Annotated in this window: 13 protein-coding genes; all 13 read right to left on the bottom strand. The window is 44.0% G+C overall.

Annotated elements, in window-relative coordinates; genetic code table 11:
- Positions 1 to 12 precede the first annotated feature (12 nt).
- Positions 13 to 1,653, bottom strand: a complete 1,641-nt coding sequence (locus tag JCM16496_RS14570) for a ribulokinase (RefSeq protein WP_025835187.1) — start codon at positions 1,651 to 1,653, stop codon at positions 13 to 15.
- Positions 1,654 to 1,940: 287 nt separating this feature from the next.
- On the bottom strand, positions 1,941 to 2,963 hold the full coding sequence (locus JCM16496_RS14560; protein ID WP_128809623.1) for a hypothetical protein: 1,023 nt from the start codon (positions 2,961 to 2,963) through the stop codon (positions 1,941 to 1,943).
- A gap of 15 nt (positions 2,964 to 2,978) precedes the next feature.
- A complete protein-coding gene (locus JCM16496_RS14555) occupies positions 2,979 to 4,682 on the bottom strand; it encodes a RagB/SusD family nutrient uptake outer membrane protein (RefSeq protein ID WP_025835183.1) in 1,704 nt (567 codons plus the stop codon).
- Positions 4,683 to 4,701: 19 nt separating this feature from the next.
- Positions 4,702 to 5,799, bottom strand: coding sequence for a SusC/RagA family TonB-linked outer membrane protein (locus JCM16496_RS22025; protein ID WP_128809622.1), 1,098 nt, complete (start codon positions 5,797 to 5,799; stop codon positions 4,702 to 4,704).
- Positions 5,765 to 7,513 (bottom strand): TonB-dependent receptor plug domain-containing protein, encoded by a 1,749-nt coding sequence (locus JCM16496_RS22020; RefSeq protein ID WP_128809621.1) that lies wholly within the window; start codon positions 7,511 to 7,513, stop codon positions 5,765 to 5,767. Before JCM16496_RS22020 ends, JCM16496_RS22025 begins: the two co-directional genes overlap by 35 nt.
- Positions 7,514 to 7,538: 25 nt before the next feature.
- Positions 7,539 to 8,735 carry a RagB/SusD family nutrient uptake outer membrane protein gene (locus tag JCM16496_RS22015; protein WP_128809620.1) on the bottom strand — a complete coding sequence of 399 codons (1,197 nt, stop codon included), beginning with the start codon at positions 8,733 to 8,735 and terminating at the stop codon, positions 7,539 to 7,541.
- Positions 8,711 to 9,583 carry a RagB/SusD family nutrient uptake outer membrane protein gene (locus JCM16496_RS22010; RefSeq protein ID WP_159102459.1) on the bottom strand — a complete coding sequence of 291 codons (873 nt, stop codon included), beginning with the start codon at positions 9,581 to 9,583 and terminating at the stop codon, positions 8,711 to 8,713. Before JCM16496_RS22010 ends, JCM16496_RS22015 begins: the two co-directional genes overlap by 25 nt.
- 10 nt (positions 9,584 to 9,593) lie before the next feature.
- Entirely contained in the window at positions 9,594 to 12,758 is a 3,165-nt protein-coding gene (locus JCM16496_RS14540) for a SusC/RagA family TonB-linked outer membrane protein (RefSeq protein ID WP_025835182.1), read from the bottom strand.
- 254 nt (positions 12,759 to 13,012) lie between these two features.
- Positions 13,013 to 14,197: a glycoside hydrolase family 172 protein gene (locus tag JCM16496_RS14535; RefSeq protein ID WP_025835180.1), complete on the bottom strand. Its 1,185-nt coding sequence runs from the start codon at positions 14,195 to 14,197 to the stop codon at positions 13,013 to 13,015.
- Between the two features lie 27 nt (positions 14,198 to 14,224).
- Positions 14,225 to 15,658: an L-fucose:H+ symporter permease gene (gene fucP, locus JCM16496_RS14530; RefSeq protein ID WP_025835178.1), complete on the bottom strand. Its 1,434-nt coding sequence runs from the start codon at positions 15,656 to 15,658 to the stop codon at positions 14,225 to 14,227.
- A gap of 25 nt (positions 15,659 to 15,683) precedes the next feature.
- Positions 15,684 to 16,907, bottom strand: a complete 1,224-nt coding sequence (locus JCM16496_RS14525; protein WP_025835176.1) for a DUF6786 family protein — start codon at positions 16,905 to 16,907, stop codon at positions 15,684 to 15,686.
- A 14-nt stretch (positions 16,908 to 16,921) separates the two neighbouring features.
- Positions 16,922 to 18,709 (bottom strand): L-fucose isomerase, encoded by a 1,788-nt coding sequence (locus JCM16496_RS14520; RefSeq protein WP_025835174.1) that lies wholly within the window; start codon positions 18,707 to 18,709, stop codon positions 16,922 to 16,924.
- A 77-nt stretch (positions 18,710 to 18,786) separates the two neighbouring features.
- A complete protein-coding gene (locus JCM16496_RS14515) occupies positions 18,787 to 19,791 on the bottom strand; it encodes a LacI family DNA-binding transcriptional regulator (protein WP_025835172.1) in 1,005 nt (334 codons plus the stop codon).
- Positions 19,792 to 20,064: the final 273 nt, after the last annotated feature.

Genomic DNA, 20,064 nt, shown 5'->3' with positions numbered 1-20,064 from the left:
TGGCTTGTATACTTAGTTAATGGTCTCAGCAAGTTTTGCCAGTTCAAGATATTTCTTGTATAGCGCCTCGTAGATGAGAGCCCTTTTTTCATCCGGCCGGTATTCAACATCGATGTCCGACCCCATGTGCCTTGTCGCCTCATTGATATCCTTGTACACCCCTGCGGCAACTGCCGCGAACATGGCCGCTCCCAAGGCGCAGGTCTGTTCCGAGCGGACCACACGAATAGGCATGTTCAACACATCTGCCAGTGCCTGCATCACGAAAGGCGCCTTCTTGCTGATACCTCCGATGGCATTGACCGAATCAATGCGCAGCCCTTGTCCTTTCATGTGTTCAACAATACGACGAGAGCCAAAGGCGGTGGCTTCCACCAGCGCACGGAATATTTCCGGGGCGCTGGTTCCTAGCGTGAGTCCTGCAATAATACCCTTCACGTTCTGGTCAGCATCGGGGGTACGGCGACCGTTCATCCAATCCAAAGCGACAACTTTTTCTACAGAAAGGTCCATTGCTTGAGCTTCGCGAGTGAGTTCCAGCAGCATACCCTCCAAAACTTTCTGCCTTGCCTCCCCCTCTGGAATATCCTTCAATGTCCATGCCAGCATCTTCCTGAACCAAGCATAGATGTCACCGAAAGCAGACTGTCCGGCTTCGAGTCCGATAAACCCCGGAAGTACCGAACCGTCCACTTGCCCACAGATACCCTTAATGCAACGTTCACCGACCTTATCTTTGCCGGCAACCATAATGTCACAAGTAGATGTTCCCATTATGCGTGTCAATACCCCTGGAGCAACAGATGCACCAACAGCTCCCATATGAGCATCCAACGCCCCTACAGCTACGGCTATGCCCTGGGGAAGTCCAAGCCTGTCCGCCCACTCGGGTGTCAGTTCCCCCGCCTTGGTGTCGCTGGTGTGAGTTTCAGTAAACAGATGAGGAAGCATTTCCTTCAATGTCGGATTAAGCACGCCAAGAAAGTCACCGGAAGGAAGTCCCCAACTGGCATGCCACATTGCCTTATGACCGGCGGCACAACGACTACGGAAAATTTTTTCCGGAATAGTGTTGCCCGTTACTAGTCCAGTCATCCAGTCACAATGTTCTACCCAAGCATAAGCAGCATTTTTTATAGCGACGTTTGTGTTGATGATATGTAAAGTCTTTGACCATACCCATTCGGAGGAATAAGTTCCACCCTCATAAAGAAGATAGTCCAATTTTAGTTCCTTTACCAGTGCATTGATCTGTTCAGCTTCACGAACAGCAGTATGGTCTTTCCAAAGAACAAACATGGCGTCCGGCTCTTCAGCAAACTCCGGACGTAAGGCTAACGGCATTCCCGTATTATCGGTTAAAGCGGGAGTACTACCGGTAGTATCAAAACACAATCCACAGATAGAAGCAATCTCCTCTTCATTCAAATAAGACAAAGCAATATGTACAGCCTCTGTCATGGATTCAATGTAGTCCAAAGGATGCTGGCGATAGCGGTTATTATGTGCATCACAGTAAAGGCCGGCCTTCCAACGGGGATAAAAACTTATCCCTGTAGCCATTTCATGGCCATTGGATGCGTCCACTATCAACGCGCGACAAGAATCCGTACCAAAATCAAGACCGATAACATGTTTTTTATTCAATTCCACAGTTCTATATTAATTTTCTTAATAACATAAAAACAACAACGGAGATAAAAGAGATTCATCTCCATTGTCATTTTATAATCATTATTTCATACTCTCCTCTTTCTACAAATTCGACATGAATAAATGTTGCAACAATTAATCTTCAGAAAGCGGATCCAAACGGAAGTTATCAATGCTGACTCCTGCAGGAAGAGAAGGACCAAGCAGACCGCTTAATGCCCACTGTCCCATAGGCCAGCTATCAAATTTTTCACCTTTACCAAAGTCTTTGACCTTGCGCTTAACGGTTATCCATTTTCCGTCGGTCGTTTCGGGGAAGAGGTTACCGACCAACACCATTCCCATCCTAAATCAACGTGACCCTCCCACAAAGAAGCGCCAAACGTACCTTCGTCAATTCTCACGTCAAGTTTAAGCTCATAATCATTCAACTTCACATCACCATCAGGACGGTTGCCATGCACATGGCAAATGAATATATCGGGACCGGCGCTTTCTGTATCTTCTTCCGAATAAATATAGGTATTGCTCCAGTAGAAGTCAGCCTCTGTTTGTTCTTCAAACACAGCCACAAATCCTTTTGCCTTTATATCACTTATACCGTTTGCCGGATCTTCATGCTCGAAATCGGTAATCATGAAAGTTTTATCCGTAATCGGGTCGCACAATGCGAACGGGTTTTGCCAGGGTATCACGATGTCAATCGTTTCGTCCAAGTCCATCGTCTCGCCATTCTTGAAGATGAGTTGCAGAGACGCTACATCTCCCTTCTTGAAATCGGCAGGAATCAAGAATTTGATCTCATCGTTCGATTTACGTAGCAAATACTCGTTATCTACCACGCATTTTTCTCCATTCACTATAAAAGCCACGGCATCGACAAGCAACAAGTCCTTACCCAAAATAGACATCTTAGTATTGATGGCAGCACCTTTCTGATCGGTAAACAGGAAAGAATTAAACACCGGTTTAGCACGACGTATGGTTTGACGGCTGGAAGCTTCCTCACCCTCACCTCTCACGATCAAGGGGGCTGCTGTTTCCGATACTCCGGCAGGCACAACAACTTCGAACGAATATTCGTCCTTTATAGTAATATCGGTAGCTGTAACGCCACCAGGGAAAACCACCTCTTTTGCCGATTTCACATCTGTACCAACTACAGTCAGGTTAGTCCCTTCCATCACAATCGAGGGATAGAAGTCCACCACAGACAATCTTGCGTTCTGCTCTTCGTTGTCATCCGAGCAAGCACAAAAGGACGCCAATACCAAAAAGAGAATAGCCAATTTATTTATAATTTGTTTCATATAATCTATGCTTTATTAGTTCCAACCCGGGTTCTGTCCCAAATTATTGTTCTTGTTATACTCACTGAAAGGAATCGGGAAAAGATAATACTTATCTTCCCAACGTCTTTGCTCTTGCTTACGTGTCAGGATAATGTCACCTGCAGCGTTTTTCTGCAATTCGGCAATGGAGATTTCAGCCAGTTCCGAACCGCATTTCCAACGACGTATGTCCCAGAAGCGTTGGTCCTCGAATGCCATCTCCACCATACGCTCGCGTTTGTAGCGTTCGAACCAGTTAGCCGGAGTTCCACTCCAATGAGGCATCATCACATCGGCACGGTCGCGCAACTGGTTGATGGCATCGTTCGCAGAGAAATTTCCTTCACCCTTTGCTTCAGCATCACCATAGTATTGGAACATAGCCTCCGCATAGTTCAGATAGAACTCACCCAAACGCATCGCGACCCAAGCATGAGGAGAGGTAGTGGGATTATTCGTTGCTAAACTCACGTTAGGATCGCAATACTTCCGCAGATAATAGCCGGTCGGAGTGGAGTTATGAATCGGCGCAGCGTTCAATCCACCTATAAAGGTTTCGATAGGATTAGGATTGTAATTCGGCCAAATATCACCGTTCTTCACTACCGTCATAAAGAAGCGGGGATCCAAGCCGGCATAGGGGTCTTCCTGCGTAATATTAATCACAGCGTTAGAGTAACGCTTGCCAAAGGTCTGGTTGCTACCATCGTTATACTCATAATTGTCGACCAAAGTTTGGGTAGGACACATACCACTGTTACCGTTCTCCACACCAATGGGATAGTTGTACGATTCCCAATAGCTGCTGGTACCACGCTTAATGGCCCAAATCATCTCGATACCGTCACCGTTACGAGGCCCCCAGATTTTAGAGTAGTTGTCCAAGCCAATGCCCCACTCTTGCGCACGGAGTAAAACCTCCCCATTAGCTCTGACGGCATCCAGCCACCACTCTTTATTATTCTCTTTGTTAAACAAAGGAGAAGCCTTATAAAGCAATGTACGGGCTTTCAGCGCCAAGCACATCATACGGGTTGCACGGCCTTGTTCCGGATTCAACTCATCCACGAAAGAGATAGGCAAATATTCAGCGATGGCGTCCAACTCTTCTGCAATCCAATCCATGATGGTAATGGCTGAAGTACGTTCTATTCTATTCGCTTCTTCCACCGTCAACGCTTTCAACGTAAAAGGCACGTCACCGTAGGCACGGACCAGTTCAAAGTAAAAATAAGCACGCAAAAAACGGACCTCATACTCAAACAGCTTGAACTTCTTCTTCATGGCTTCGAAGTCCAGGTTGTTCTTATATTCGTCCAAATTGATTTTATCACGCTTCTCGTGAAAGATGTTCGCTTCAGCGATAGCCGCATACGAGTTGCTCCACGTAAATGAGAAGGGATTGTTAGGATTCCATCCACCGTTGTGGAAACGGTGAACTGAAGAATAAGACAATGCGCACTCTGCCTCATCGGTGGCAGCCGCCAGCGTAGCTCCTCTGCCGCCCTCGTAGTTTTTCTCGAGACCGTTGGGCACACGTGCATAAATATTGTACACCAATTTCTGGATACCGTATAAAGGGCTGTTATATATCCACTCCTCATCGGCTGTAGTCACCTCGGTATAGTCCAAATCAACACAACTCACAGCAAATGCGGAAAGTACTACTGCACAAAATATATTTTTAAATCGATTCATATTTGTTTTTATTTATCCGTTAAAACTTTACAGAAACTCCTAAGTTAACCCCCATCAAGGTCGGGAAATAGGTACCGATGTTCTCGGGATCCATCGCCTTCAGGTTAGACAAGGTCATTAGGTTCTCTCCTTTGACAAACACTTTGCACTGTGACATCTTCACTTTAGAAATCCAGTTTTCGGGTAACATGTAATATACCTCGCAGTTTCTCAGTTTAAAGAAGTTCACATTTTTGTACCAAACATCGTTACCACGATAGTTGTTAAGGTTGGTGCGTGAAGTCAGACGCGGATAAGTAGGATTCTCGCTTCTACCCCAGCAGTTGTCATAATACTCTTTCGAAAGGTTGGCACCGTCAATAATCGGAGTCCATACACCCACCGTACCCAAGTATGCGGTATACATGCCTGCACCCTGGAACATGGCGTTCACACCAAAGTTCTTGTAACGGAAGCCCAGACCCAATGAAAAGTTCAGTTCCGGCACGCTGGTATCGTAACCCATTTTCACCACGTCATTTTCATCGATGACATTATCGCCGTTCTGATCCTTATACTTGAAGTCACCCGGACGGCAATTGTCGAAGTTCTGTTGCGGTGAAGAGGCGATGTCTGCTTCATCCTCGAAGAAACCTACAACTTCCAAGCCCCATGCTTGATTTACACGACCACCAACAGCAGATAAATAGTCATAAGCCACGTTCTCAATGGTACGTTTCTGTTTATTACGTCCCCAAGTCACGTTAGAACCCACATTGAAAGAGAAATCTTTATCCACCTGCTTAACCCAGTTTACACCCAGTTCTACACCATAGCTCGCTACGCGTCCCCAATTTAGATAAGCAGAAGGTCTACCGAATACGGATGAATTCAAACCGTCACCCGCCAATAGGATATCGTCACGCAATTGATAATAAGTGTCAAAGTTCACGTCCACCTGTTTGAACAAGCGCAGGTCGGCACCCCAATTGAATTTATAGGCCGTTTCCAGGTTAAAGTGCTTGGTGGGCTGATAACCAAGAGACGTACCCCACTGTCCTAGGCCATCGCCTGAACCTGTCAGATAATTGCCTGCACTGCCGTTATAGTTTTCCAGCCATAATCCCTGAATGCACATAATCGGTGTGTTGGATACCTGCAGAGAAACGCAATTTACCGAAGTTCAATATCCGGTTGTCCTCCTTGTTGGCAAATACATAACCCAAAGACAAGGTAGGAGAGAACGACCACTTCTCCGGATAGGAGCGGTTAGAACCGTTCATCGCCAATACCAAGTCAGCTATATATTTTTGCTTCAAATCGTAGTGCAGATAAGCCATCACATTCATCCGGTTGTAAGTCAGATACTGGCCGTTAGAGGAGGAGTGCTTCTGATGCCACATCAACGAGGCAGAGAAGTTATCATCGTCACGGAACGATGTGTGATAGTCAGCCGAAACTTCCAAGAAAGAAGAACGGTTGTGCTGGTTGGTCCAATGGTTGAATTCCAAGTTGTTGGTCTTGTCACCGGCAGAGTATTTTATCAACTCAGTCGGTTGGCCGGCCTCGTCGAAGCGGAAACGTTCGTAACCATACATAAACCCCAACTCATTGGTCTCATAAATCTGAGAGAAGTTATTGTAACCCAAACGTGCCGATGCACTCAGTCCCTTCGTAATAAAATCCAGGTTCTGAATCAGCGAGAAGTCTCCTTGAAAAGAACGGGAGTGGGTTTTCGTAAAACCAGAAGCCCGAACCTGTGCGACTACATTGTTAGCACCGTAAGTGGTATTACCTCCCCAAATACCTGCCAAACTACCTCCCGGATCGTTCATTACCGGAAATGCGGAAGCCGGAGTACGATAGAGCAGGTCGGTCAAGCCGTTTTCGGTCACACCGTAAGGACGTTTAGTCTCGACGAAACTCCCCAACGCATTCAAGACGAACTTGGTTGTCGGAGTAAACTGTACGTCCAAATTAGTACGGATATTAGCTTTAGAGAATCTCATCTGTGAATTATATAGTTCCTGTTCTGTCTCATCCAACAAGCCTCGGCTGCCAGTATAATCCAACATAGAGAAATATTTCAGCTTCTGGTTACCGCCCTTCATGGACAGGTTGAATTGGTCTTCCGAACCATAATCTTTGAATACCTCTTTCTTCCAGTCAACATTCGGGTAGTAATAAGGATGAGTACCGTCAGCAAAAGCCTGCAACTCATAATCGTTGTACATCGGTGTCAAACCATCGTTGGCACGCGCCTGGTTCAAAGCATTAGCGTAAGTAGGAGCATCTACAAAGTCTGCCACCCTTGGATTGAACGTAAACTTATGGTCGTAAGATACGGAAATCTGACGTCCTTCCACACCACGTTTGGTTTTCACCAAGATTGCACCGTTCACGCCCTGATAGCCCAAGAGAGCCACAGCGGCAGCATCCTTCAACACCGTAACCGATTCTACCTCGTCAACAGTCAAATATTCGATAGAACGCTCAATACCGTCTACCAGCACCAATACACCATTCTCGGTCGTTGTCTGCTTACCACGAATATTGAATGTTGCTCCGGAACCGTAGTCACTAACCGTTCCACCCGGACGCAGCACCGTAAGTCCCAACAATTTTCCATAAAGAGCCTCTTTCAAAGAGATAGCAGCCGTTTTTTGCAACTCATCGCCACTAATCACCTCCACAGAAGCGGTAGTCAACATCTTGCTCTGCTCAACACCCATTCCTAAATCAACCTTATCAGCCTGATAGTCTATAAGCGAACTTTGCGCTGACAAATTTAAAGTGAGCATAGACGATACCAAAGCTATACTCCACTTTAGTGTTTTATGTTTTCTATTCATTGTTTGCTATTTTAGAATTAAGATTTTAATACCATCCCGGGTTTTGTGTCAAACCATAGTTCTTATTAATTTCATCAGGTGGCAGCGGAACGAGCAACCACTTGTTGGACCAGCGGTCGGGAGTATCCCAAATAAAACGCGGATTTGCTGTCATCCCCGTAGGCGATTCTATCGTCGATTCCTTTCCATCTTTTATGATAGTATAACCTACAGCCGTAGCATCACCCTCATTCAGGTCGTATGGCACATATAAGAATTTTGTCGGAAAAGGTTCACCGTCGTCTTTAGTCCATTTCTTCAATACCAATTCATTGTTATCATCCAAACGATAAATGTGGATTCCATGCAGACGTTTCTTAAAGTCTTTTTCCATGACACGGCGATTCATGTCGTGTAAGCGATTTTCATACTCAAACCCTAATTCACAAGCACGTTCACGCATGATTTCCTTAATCAGGTTTTCCTTATTGGTAGTCAAGTCCAATTCGGGATTCATTACTTCGAGTTTGCCTAAACCGACACGGGCTCTTACCTTATTGATTTGCTCCAATGCCTTTACGTTGTTACCGGTCTCAGTCAATGCCTCAGCATAAATCAGATAAAGCTCAGCCAAACGGATATAAGAGGTTTGGAAAGGCTCTCTATCAATAAGACCTGCACCACCATGCATAGCATCACCCAAGTCCAATACAAATTTATAAAGGGGCAATCCCCAAGGCTTACAATTCCATCTGGCGCCGGAAGTCAAAAATTCGCCACCTTCCCACAATTGTATGGGGTTATCCTCGCCATAAATCTGATGTTTATAGTCACGCTTTTGTACAACGATAGTTTCATACAAACGGGGATCACGGTTTTCGAAGATATCCTTCTGCGCAGGTCTCTGATTGTAATATTTCTGTCCGTCGTAGTTCTTACCATCAGCCCACGGGAACATTTCCATCCACTCCAAAGTAGGAGCGATACCACCATCATGCCAGAAACCGCCGGGCTGATTATCCCACTCCAACATATATACACGGTCATGTACCTCAAGCAGAGACTCTCTGTTACCACGGGCACGGTATGCCTTGCGGAAAGCGGCACGATAGCCGGCTTCATCGGAAGTAACAGCCTCTTCCAACTGATAATAGTTACCGTTAGCGGCATTCATACGGAAGAATTCCTCGCATGTTTCTACCACAGCTTCCCAACGCTTCACGTCGTAATTACCATACCACACCTGGAGGGCTCTGACAGCTCCTGGGGCTCTTCTACACAATACGGAGAATCGCTATTGAAGATGGGACTTGCTACATAGTTCAACAATTTTGCCTTAACACCCAATGCCGAAGCCTTGGTAACACGTCCTGCCCAAGTAGCCAATTCTGATGCGGGAATATTCCAGGGCAATTCAGGTTCGGCGATGGCTTCATCCAGCAAACGCACGGCAAATGCTACGGTTTCCTCAATGGTAGAACGTGGTTTTTCCAAAACCTCGTCTGCGCCAAGTGCATGGTCAACAATAGGAAGACCACCAAAATTGTGGATACCGTCAAAGTACTTGCTTGCCATAATCACTTTCACTTCGGCTTTGTAACGTGCCTTTTCCGCATCGGTCATATCGGGCACGCGATCAACGTTATCCAACATCAAACAACAGTCGCGTATGCCGGTCCAGATACAACGGAAAGCTGTATTATTCATATTCTCCATTCCCCCCGCTGTAATGTAAGCTGCACGAGCAACCAACCAACCCGGGTTAGCGTTAGCGGCAGACAAAACTCCTGTATAATGAAAACGTCCCATGGAGTCCCATCCCTCTTCAGAGTGCATGATGTCAGACAAGGTCTCAAATTGTCCATTACCTGCATAACAATTCTTAAACGGAGTGAAAAGTCCCTCGTAGCACTGCCACAACAAATAGTCAGTATATACCTTCTTGGAGAAGATAACATCTTCGTTCACGTCTTCTCCCGGAGCTTTCTCCAAAAATGCGTTCCCGAACTTAATTTCGTCCACACAGCCTACACCCACGAAAGAGATGATTGCCAATAGCAGTATGATTTTTATTGAATTTATTTTTTTCATATACATTTATTTAGAAGTTAACTTTCAAGCCTAAATTAACAACACGCATCAACGGGTATCTGAATCCGGAACCACCACCCGTATTTTCGGGGTCGTTGGCATCAAACGGAGTAAAAGTCAACAAATTAGTACCGTTCAGGAAGAAACGCATATTCGTGGTTTTCGGCAACCAAGGTTTGTTTCTCAGCGTATAACCAATCTCCAGGTTTTTCAGACGGATGTAACGGGCATCCTGATACCAAAGGTCGGAGTTGGCACGGTTCTGCTTCTCATTGGTAAAGGTAAGACGCGGTAGATGTCCATCAGGGTTATCCTCTGACCAAGAGTTATCATACACCCACTGCATCAAAGCTGAACGATGAGATTCACCGAAGGGGTTACGGTAAGGACCTTGCAGAATACGATTAACCTGATCAGCTCCCGTCCACAACATGGTAAAGTCGAAATTCTTATAACGGAAATCAAAGTTCAAAGAGAATACATATTTCGGATTATCCGTAATTTCAGAATATATCTGGTCGTACTCTTCCAAAATCAAACCGTCACCATCCAAGTCAACATAAACAGCATCACCGTTCTTCAAATCAGGAACCAGCTGTTGAGGGATATCCGTTCCATAAGTCTTACGGTAAGCCTCTTCTGTTACACCTTCTTCGTAAAGGCCGAAGAAAACATATCCACGACGGGCTCCAATGGCATGACCGGTTGAATAGGTCCAGTCCGGAGAAACCACTTGGTCTTCGGTCAAACCTAATTTACGCCCCATATAACTGTCGGCTTTCACCAACTTGTCTTTACGTTTCAACTCAGAACATTCAATAACTTTATTCTTGGCATAAGATACCGACGGAGAAATGGTGAAGGAAAAGTCCTTGCCAATCTTGTCGGAGTAGGACAAAGTCACCTCGTAACCGTGATTCTTCACGCGACCGTAGTTGATATAAGAAGGACGGACAGCTGTAGGCGACTGAATCATATTCACGTTGGAAATCAGGATGTCCTTACGGTTCTCCTTAAACAGGTCAACATTCAACCCGATTTTGTCATTATAGAACTTGGCATCGAAACCTACGTTATACTTCACTGCAGTTTCCCAAGTCACATCAGGTGAAGAAGAAGACATCTCACGTGCCACGTTCAAGAAAGTATTGTTCGTAGTACCGAAGTTATAACCCTGATAGTCTTGCATGCTGGAAAAATATCCGTTCCAAATACCCCATGCAGAAGGCAGATAGAGGAAACGACGGCCTTGGCAGTTATCGTTACCTACGGTACCGACAGATGCACGTAACTTCATATAAGAAACCACTGACTTGATGGGTTTCCAAAATTTTTCTTCAGAAATGCCCCAACCGACAGATACAGAGGGGAAGAAACCGAAACGCTTGCCTTCGGCAAAGTTCTCGGAACCGTTATAACCCATGTTGGCATCGATCATATAGCGGTGACCGTAGTCGTAAGTGGCACGTGCAACCAAACCTACATAACCGTAGGGGATAGCTGTATAAGAACCAGGGTAGTAGGTTTTGGACTGGTTATACAGTAACAAAGCACCTACGTTGTGGTAGCCAAATGTGCGGTTGTAGTTGAAACTTGCCTCAGCATACCAATCACGGTTGGACCATGAAGACTCATTGTATCCCGGATTCCAATAGTCACCGGAACGCTGGTAAACGACTTCACCATCCTCTGTGAGATAAGGGCGGAAAGAGGCAGGCTTGCCACATGTACGATCCTTTGTTTGCCCATAAGAAGAGTTGTAAGAAGCCTTTACACGGAAATCCAATCCCTTGGTCAGGAACTCCATGTTCAATTTGTAGATAATATCGGCGTTCAACACATTGGTAGAGGAAGATTTATAACCCTGACCATAAAACGTGTCCAAACCGTCGATACCACTCACGATATTTTCAAGACCTGTCGGGTCGATAAGATCTCTATTAGCGAGTACCCATCTGCCATCTATGATACCAGCACCAGAGAAAGGCTGCGCATCCATCAAATAGACAAAGATACGTTCTTCCGAACTCGCAAGACTGGTTTTGTTCTCAACACGGCCACCGAGGTTGATGGAAAGTTCATGGTATTTACCCAAAGAAAGGTCCAAGTTAGCACGGTAGTTGTAACGTTTGTATGAGAAATTAGTGTTGGAATCCTTGTCGAAAGTACGGAACAAACCATCCTGATCGAGGAAACCTGCTGACACGAAATAGCGCGCCACCTGATTACCACCCGATACGGATACGTTATGCTGGCTCTGCAAGGCATGGTCTTTCATCACATAGTCTATCCAATCGATGTCCGGATAGAGAAGCGGGTTATCGTGATTCTTAAAGTGTTCGATAATAGCAGGCTGAAAGGCCGGTTGATTACCATCTGAAACACGGGCATTATTATAAGCGGTAGCATAAGTATAAGAGTTCGCCATATCAATAAAGTTGGTTACACTCTGCACACCCCATGAAGTAGATGCAGACACTTTAGTTCTACCTATTTCACCACGCTTGGTGGTTACCAATATGACACCGTTAGCACCACGCACACCATACACAGCGGTAGCGGAAGCATCCTTCAACACGGTGATGTCTGCAACCTCATTCGGGTCAATCTGCGTGAACGAACGTTCTACACCGTCCACCAATATCAAAGGAGATGAACCATTGAATGAGGATTGGCCTCGAATCAAAATCACAGGGTCGTCAGCACCGGGAAGACCAGAATACTGTACCGTAGAAAGCCCCGGCAACTTACCGGAAATGGCGTTACCCAAAGATGCCGACGGCGACTTCAGCAGCGCTTCGTTGTTGATACTTGACATAGATCCTGTAACCGAGACTTTCTTCTGTTGTCCATAAGCTACGATAACGACTTCGTCCAGATTTTGGGCCTCCGGCTCCATCTCTATGTTCAGTCTTTTAGCTCCGTTTACGGAGATTTCCTTACTCTTATATCCAATATAAGAAATCAACAAAACACTGTTTTTCGGAACAGAAAGCGAGAAATGACCGTCTATATCGGTAACGACTCCGGTTGATGTTCCTTTAACCAATACTGATACGCCAATCATTGTTTCCCCAGTTTCGTCGGTAATAACACCTTGCACATTGATGTTCTGTGCGGAAACCGCTTGGGTTATCAAGCCTAAGAAAAGAATGATGAGCCACTTTTGTAGCATATTCCTGTTTTTCATTAGAGTTAAAATTAAGTGTAACTACTCAACGATCTATGATGCCTTAATTCATTGATTATCAATATTTATTCGTTAAGAGCTCTAATAAATTTGGTCTAAAAAGACTCAAAACGAAGCATATTACAAGAAGCAACACATTGAATGATAGCAAGTTTGTATAGCAGAGTTGTTACGATTAAATATTATAGTGTTAATTTTAAACAAAAAACATAGTTTTCATAACACTCGTTTAATTCACTTTATTTTCTTTCATTACCCCACAATTTAGAGCCATTGCCGAAGTTCTTTCTCCACTCATGTCTCCAACGATGCATATCTTGATCACGGATAAATGGTTTCGGTGCTCTGTCGGCTTTAGTCGGAGCAGCAGGTAACTCATGAGCCTCGGACTGATACCAGTAAGCAACACTGCTGAGATCAAGGGTCAAGTTGTTGTTATGTCCATGCTCAATAGAACCTTTGAAAGAGGTGCTGAAGTAGATGGGATCGGCAATAAAAAAACGGTAAGCGTGCGTTCTTCCTAACCAACCGTTATCACGGTTCACACGGGCATAACCGTAGTAGGGATGAGTAAAGATGCTTGCCGGACACCAAGAAGTGTTAAAGAAATCTTCCGTTCCCGTGCCTCTCAAGGCTTTCTTCGATTCACCATCGATGATAATCAAGTCATCGCCTTCGCCATACCACATAGGCGACGGACAGTGAATATAGTAGTTGATTCCTACAAAATGTCCTTTACCTTTAATATCAGCAAACAGATAGTTGTTGGCACCATCTACATTGCAACCCGGAGTGCCTACCAACCCCCACTCGGTTTCGCCTTCGGGAAGAGCGTCAGTTGTCTCGTGATTGAACCAAGCGTGAAAACGTCCTGAATTAGCAGGTAACTTATCCATCTCGGTGTAGTCCACATAATAGTAGAGATGGGTCAAGGGTTCATCACTCTGGTTCTCAATCTCCAGACGTGCGCCCTTCTCGAAAGGCATTTGAAAATAGCAAGCAAGCCCCGTACCATCTCTTGGACCAACTGCCAATGGCAGAGAGATGAACTCATATTTCTCGTCCCAACCGTTTCCGAAAAAAGCTGCAATAGGAGCTTCTACAGAGGGATACTTGTTTCCATCCCAATAAATACGGAATATAAGATCGTTTCTCATGATGCTTGTCGGAGCGATGGTAAACCAAATGTGGTTGATGACACCTGTTCCAGGAATTTCCACGCTCCATTTTTCTCCCGGCTTAAACTGTCCTACACAGTCACCGTTATTTCCCGTTTTATCGGCACTGCTTATACGACGGCTACGCAATCCGTCTTTGACAGTGGTCAAACTTCCTAATTCGCCTCTATCAGTTTGCGCCGAACCATCAATAGATAGAGCAGACAAGCTTATTAAAGTTGTTAAGAATAAAAATACTTTTTTCATGATATTTTGTTTTAAATTATAAGTTTTCTAAATATAACCACCATTTTTCTGTTTTCTAGCAATGAAGAACCCATAATAGGCAATCACAGCAAAAGCAACGGCAGGTACAACATATGCAGCCATAATACTACCCGTTTGGTCGGAGACAATACCCTGGATTTGGGTCAGAACGGCAGCACCAGCAATAGCCATTACCATAAATGAACCTCCAATCTTGGTATCTTCTCCAAGCCCAGTAAGTCCAAAACCATAAATAGTCGGGAACATCAATGACATACAACCGGAAATACCCATCAAGCAATAAACTCCGAAACTACCTTCGCCAAACATTGCACCCAAACAACACATGACAGCCAAGAGCGCAAGCCCTATCAAAAGTTTATAAGCTTTCACATATTTCATCATGGCAGTACATACGAATCTCATTACTACAAAGAGAATAAGTGACATGATATAGTAAGTAGCTGCAGCTTGTTCTGCTGTACGTGGCAGCAAATCATTCAATCCAAGCCATTCACAACAATTATAGAATGCAGCAGCTACCGGTTCTACTCCCCGTAATGCATTTACAACAGCATCTGCAGAAGCAGAATCTCCTAAAGAAGCCAATACACCATCAAAATTCAGCTGTACCATAGCATAACGAATCACGAATGACCATACGGCTATCTGTGCACCAATATTGAAAAATTGTGCTATTACACCCCATACATAATTCTTATTCTTTATAAGACGACGAATAGTGGCACCAAACTCTATTTTTTCACCTTTTTCACTAAGATTAGGCATTTTGGTAAGCCGAATAGCAAGTAAGAGCACCAACATTACCACTCCAAGAACTACATAGGCAGTAGTGACAGCATTCAATTCCTGCCCTTGGATGGCGGCCAACTCCTCAGCCGGAAGTTGGGCACGCTCTGTCGCCGTCATTCCATTCAGTTGTGAGAGAATGAAAATCTGACTGATCACCACTCCCGTAATCGCTCCGAACGGATTGAAAGCCTGAGACAGATTCAAACGGCGTGTCGCGGTACTTTCAGGACCGATTGCCAATACATAAGAATTAGTAGACGTTTCCAGAACTGAAAGTCCGGCAAAGAGAACAAAGATTGCCAGCAGATACATAAAGAAGCTGAAATCAACATTCACTCCCGAGCAAAGCATGGCAGGATAGAATAGTAAAGCCCCAAATGCATATAGACCAAGCCCCAGCATCACACCTGATTTATAAGTGTATTTCTTAATAAACAAGGCACCGGGAACAGCACAACATCCATATCCCAACAAATAGCACACCACCTGTATCCAAGCTGTTTTTGAATCACTCATACTCATAATGCGCTTAAAAGCTGCAAGCATAGTATCTGTTAGATTATTCGGCACAGCCCAAGCAAAGAAAAGAGTAGTGAGCAGAATGAATGGGAAGAGGATTCCTTTCGGTATTATTTTATTTGATTCCATACGAATTCTCCATTATATAGTTACCCTATTGAAACTTTGTTTTTATTACATTCAAATCTGCTCCAAATAAATCTTGCACGATAGGAGCCAGTTGTTCATCCTTACCCTGTATATGAATCACCTTTTGCGTATGAACCAATGATGTACCTGGAGCCAGCTCCGCACCAGGAGAAGATGTTTCAATTTCATAGAAAGGTCCCATTATAGAACCGTCTTCTACCGGACCGTCATTATAAGAGTTGATTACATCGCCAGCAAACGGATCTTTCTGAGGTCCCCATTGGCCATTTACGTAGACTGAAGAAGTTTCGGGAAGACTACACCACAAGATTGTGAGTACGCCTTTTGATGAATCATAACTTCCGCAAATATCCGTTGCTCGTGAGGCCGGCAATCCCAGTTTGGAACGATAGAGTCCGTCAATCTTGAAATAGATAATACCATTTTCCTTTATCAGCCTATCCGCCGGTATCTTACCGAAATATTCATCATTCACGATTGTTCCTTCCGCATCTTGCTTATAAGGGATGAATACAGTAGTGGTCGGTGTAGGATTAAAACAACCGAGCATCCATACAGATACAAGACCACCCTCTTTTGTCCACGCCTTGTCACCTGTATTGGTAATCTTATTCTCACTCTTGTAAGCTACAATTTTCATATCATTTGTAAGCTGGATATTAAAATCGGCAGCCACTTCACCGGCATCCATCAACGATACAGTACGGTCAATATTCATATCAAAAGTAGTACCGGAAGCATTTGTCAAACGAGTATCTTTCACAAAACGGATACTACTGTTGTCTTGCGACTTTATGTCAAAAGCTTCAGTATCAAGTACCGGAGGAACTATCCAATTATCATAAACCTGTTCTTGTCCTTCCTTAAAATAAAGTGAGAACGGACCACCTTCCGGACCAAGCCAGAAGCGTTCCTCACCTCCTACCGGATTAAATTGAGAACTAACTTTGCCTTCATTTATGAAACGATAATTAATCCAGCCGTAACTATCACCTTCATCGCCGGAAGCAGAAGTAGTCATTACACGGCCTTGCCATGCAGGAATAACCATCACTTTAGAATTCCCATCAGCAGATACCAATTCAGTATATTCAATGCCGTGGTCCTTTAAGAACTGAGCATCATAAGCATAACTTCCCATCTTGATCTCTTTTTGTCCGCCGCATGATACAAATATTGCAGTTGCACCTACCAGCAGAGTGTTTTTCAGTTTGGTTGATTTCAACATAACGCTTGTTTCCTTTATTTATAGAGAGGTCCATAATTCTTGCAAGCTCTATAGTCACTGCCTTCCATATCCTCGCCAAAAGCGGTCCATGCACTGGGACGGAAAATATCTTCCTCAGAAACATTGTGCATGCATACTGGAATACGAAGCATGGAAGCCAGAGTAATCAAGTCAGCACCGATATGACCATAACTGATAGCGCCATGATTAGCCCCCCAGTTATTCATAACGGTATATACATCACGGAAATACCCCTTACCTGTCAGACGTGGAGCGAAGAAAGTGGAAGGCCATGTACGGTCAGTACGCTCATTGATAGCCTTGAAAACATCCTTATCCAAATTTACTGTCCAGCCTTCGGTAATCTGCAATACCGGACCTTGACCTTTTACGAGATTCAAACGGCACATTGTTACCGGCATTTCACCACGAGTCAAGAACTGGGAAGAATAACCACCGCCACGCATATATTCGCGACTGGCCGGATGCCATTTAGTTGCAGAAAGACAAGCTTCCACTTCTTCTTCCGTAATTTCCCAGAAAGGCTTCATTACCGGTTTATTGTCACGTGTCTGACAACCTGTTCCATCAAGCGTACAAGAGCCGGAGTTGATGAGGTGAATGAAACCGTTTGCCGCCTTACCTTCCAATTTCTTACCCGTTACCCGTTCTATGGCATTCGGACTCCAGTAAGTACGCACATCCGCAAATATCTGTGCAGTATTGGTCAATAGATGATTAAAGAGCATTGAAGTACAATTCAACGTATCATTTTCCGTAGCGAAAGTAAATGCTTCACGGATACCGTTCCAATCAAAAGAAGTATTCAGAATAGCTTCTGAAAAATCACCGTCAGGCTTATAATCCGTCCACTGACGCTGTCCCTGGAAACCTGCAGCAATCGCATTGTGTCCCATTGACTCTTCCTTGAAGCCCATTTCAGCCAATTTGGGATTACCAATCATCATATCACGGAAAATAAGGGTCATTTTTACCACATATTCCCAACGGGCATCTTTCTCTTCACGGGAATATACCAGATGTTCCGGATTAAAGTCTGTCCCTTCATTACTCTTGCAATACTTTTCTGTCCATGCCATGGCACGTGCAAACTCTTCATGGTCATAAATACCCAACTGAACACGACGTTCTATTTCACTGGCATCCACATACTCATTACGCATGCCCAAATACTCCTGGAAGAAATCAGGATTAGGAATAGAGCCTGCAATGCCCATAGATACACTACCGATTGAAAGATAGGATTTCCCCTTCATTGTAGCCACAGCTATACCTGCACGGGCAAAGCGCAACAATTTTTCCTGTACATCTTCCGGTATCTCCATATTGGTCACCTCCTGTACATCACGTCCGTAAATGCCAAAAGTAGGCAATCCCTTCTGTGTATGACTTGCCAATGCTGAAGCCAAATAAACCGCACCCGGACGTTCTGTACCATTAAAGCCCCAAATGGCTTTTGGCATTTCTCCGTCCATATCAATAGTTTCGAATCCGTAACACCAGCAAGGAGTTACAGAGAGTACAACACCTACTCCACTATTACGGAATTTCTCAGCCGCCATAGCAGCTTCAGCTACTCCTCCAATAGTTGTATCTGCAATGACGCACTCTACGGAAGTGCCGTCACTATGACGTAAAACAGAAGAATAAAGTTCGGCTACTTTATGGGCCATAGCCATAGTCATATCTTCCAATGACTCACGAATACCTCCACGACGACCATCAATAATAGGTCTGATACCAATTTTCGGCTTTCCACCGATTAATCTTGAATTTCTCATGGTTCAACTGATGTTATTGAGATTAATATAAAAATTAACTAAATCGATTAAGCTATCATGTAAAAAAAACAGCTCTCCTAAGGAGCCATTTCAATAAATTCTCCTTCGGCAAGCACAGACTGCACTGTATTACCGTTAATAATGATATCTATCAGTATTTCAAGTGCTTTCTGTACTAAAACATCTATAGGCTGCTGAATATAGGATATAGGGGCGTCAAAAAAGTCAAATACCGGATTACCATCAAAACCCACTAAACCTATTTTACCAATAATTCCCTCTCCCATGTCTTTTATTGTATATAAACAAGCCAATGAAATCATGTTGGTAGCAAAAAGAAAAGCGTCTACACCGCTATCAATCATTTTAGGCAATAAACGATCTGCGGACTTTCTGGGAGCATCCTGCTTCAAAAAGACCACGTTAGCCAAATTTCTCTTACCAACCTCATCCATAGCCTTTTTATAGCCACGGATACGCTCTTTCATATGGATAAGGTTGACATCATAAGCCACCATACAAGGAGCGTTATAGCCTGCATTCAAAAGATGTTTGGTAGATATATAGGAGGCATTGAAGTTATTCAACGCTACATAACTGACATTAAGTTCAGGAAAATAGCGGTCAAATAGAACGATAGGAATATTATTGTTCACCAATGAAGCAATGGATTTCTCGGAATTATCACAAGGAACAATGATGAGTCCATCTACACCTTTATTAATAAGATTACTGACAACACGATTCATCTTATCCTTATCCTCATCTGAACTTCCAAAAAGTACAGTATATCCTCGTTTGGTTGCTTCATCTTCCAATACACGTGCCAATTGAGAAAAAAATGGGTTGGAAATATCAGAAACCACTAATCCTATTGTTTTTGTTTTGCCACTACGGAGACTTTTGGCCGCAAGATTAGGCTGGTAGTTCATTTCATTGGCAATTTTCAATATGCGTTGGGCAGTCTCTTCTCCCACGCGATACTCTTTCTTCTTCCCATTCAAAACGAACGAAACCAATGCTGTTGAAACGCCTGCAGCTTCAGCAATATCCTTCAGCGATATTTTTTTTAGTGACGACATATATTTGTGTAACGTTTTTGCTATATAATAGTATTATACTTTTAGGTTACCTCTTGAATCAGTAGTACTTATCGTATTCTCACGATGCAAATATAAACATAAAAATTAAATCTGCAAATTATTTTGCTAATTCGTTATAACATTTTTATATTTGCAGTCACTAGTGTCCCAATTTTAATGGGACACTAGTGATTTAGGGTAACGGATTACACCCGCTCACACCTGAATACAGTGGATAGTTCTATTCTTATGTAGGGATATTCATTAAATCTT

Source organism: Bacteroides rodentium JCM 16496, from assembly GCF_000614125.1.
Lineage (GTDB): Bacteria > Bacteroidota > Bacteroidia > Bacteroidales > Bacteroidaceae > Bacteroides > Bacteroides rodentium.
The sequence above is the reverse complement of the archived record's forward strand: the minus strand, read 5'-3'. Positions and strand labels throughout refer to the sequence as shown.

Bases quoted from the DNA above. Each gene is read 5' to 3' on its own strand.
- JCM16496_RS14540 (WP_025835182.1), bottom strand. From the start codon at position 12,758: ATGCTACAAAAGTGGCTCATCATTCTTTTCTTAGGCTTGATAACCCAA.
- JCM16496_RS14535 (WP_025835180.1), bottom strand. From the start codon at position 14,197: ATGAAAAAAGTATTTTTATTCTTAACAACTTTAATAAGCTTGTCTGCT.
- JCM16496_RS14560 (WP_128809623.1), bottom strand. From the start codon at position 2,963: ATGAAACAAATTATAAATAAATTGGCTATTCTCTTTTTGGTATTGGCG.
- JCM16496_RS14520 (WP_025835174.1), bottom strand. From the start codon at position 18,709: ATGAGAAATTCAAGATTAATCGGTGGAAAGCCGAAAATTGGTATCAGA.
- JCM16496_RS22020 (WP_128809621.1), bottom strand. From the start codon at position 7,513: ATGAATAGAAAACATAAAACACTAAAGTGGAGTATAGCTTTGGTATCG.
- JCM16496_RS14555 (WP_025835183.1), bottom strand. From the start codon at position 4,682: ATGAATCGATTTAAAAATATATTTTGTGCAGTAGTACTTTCCGCATTT.
- fucP (WP_025835178.1), bottom strand. From the start codon at position 15,658: ATGGAATCAAATAAAATAATACCGAAAGGAATCCTCTTCCCATTCATT.
- JCM16496_RS14515 (WP_025835172.1), bottom strand. From the start codon at position 19,791: ATGTCGTCACTAAAAAAAATATCGCTGAAGGATATTGCTGAAGCTGCA.
- JCM16496_RS14525 (WP_025835176.1), bottom strand. From the start codon at position 16,907: ATGTTGAAATCAACCAAACTGAAAAACACTCTGCTGGTAGGTGCAACT.
- JCM16496_RS22010 (WP_159102459.1), bottom strand. From the start codon at position 9,583: ATGAAAAAAATAAATTCAATAAAAATCATACTGCTATTGGCAATCATC.
- JCM16496_RS22025 (WP_128809622.1), bottom strand. From the start codon at position 5,799: ATGTGCATTCAGGGATTATGGCTGGAAAACTATAACGGCAGTGCAGGC.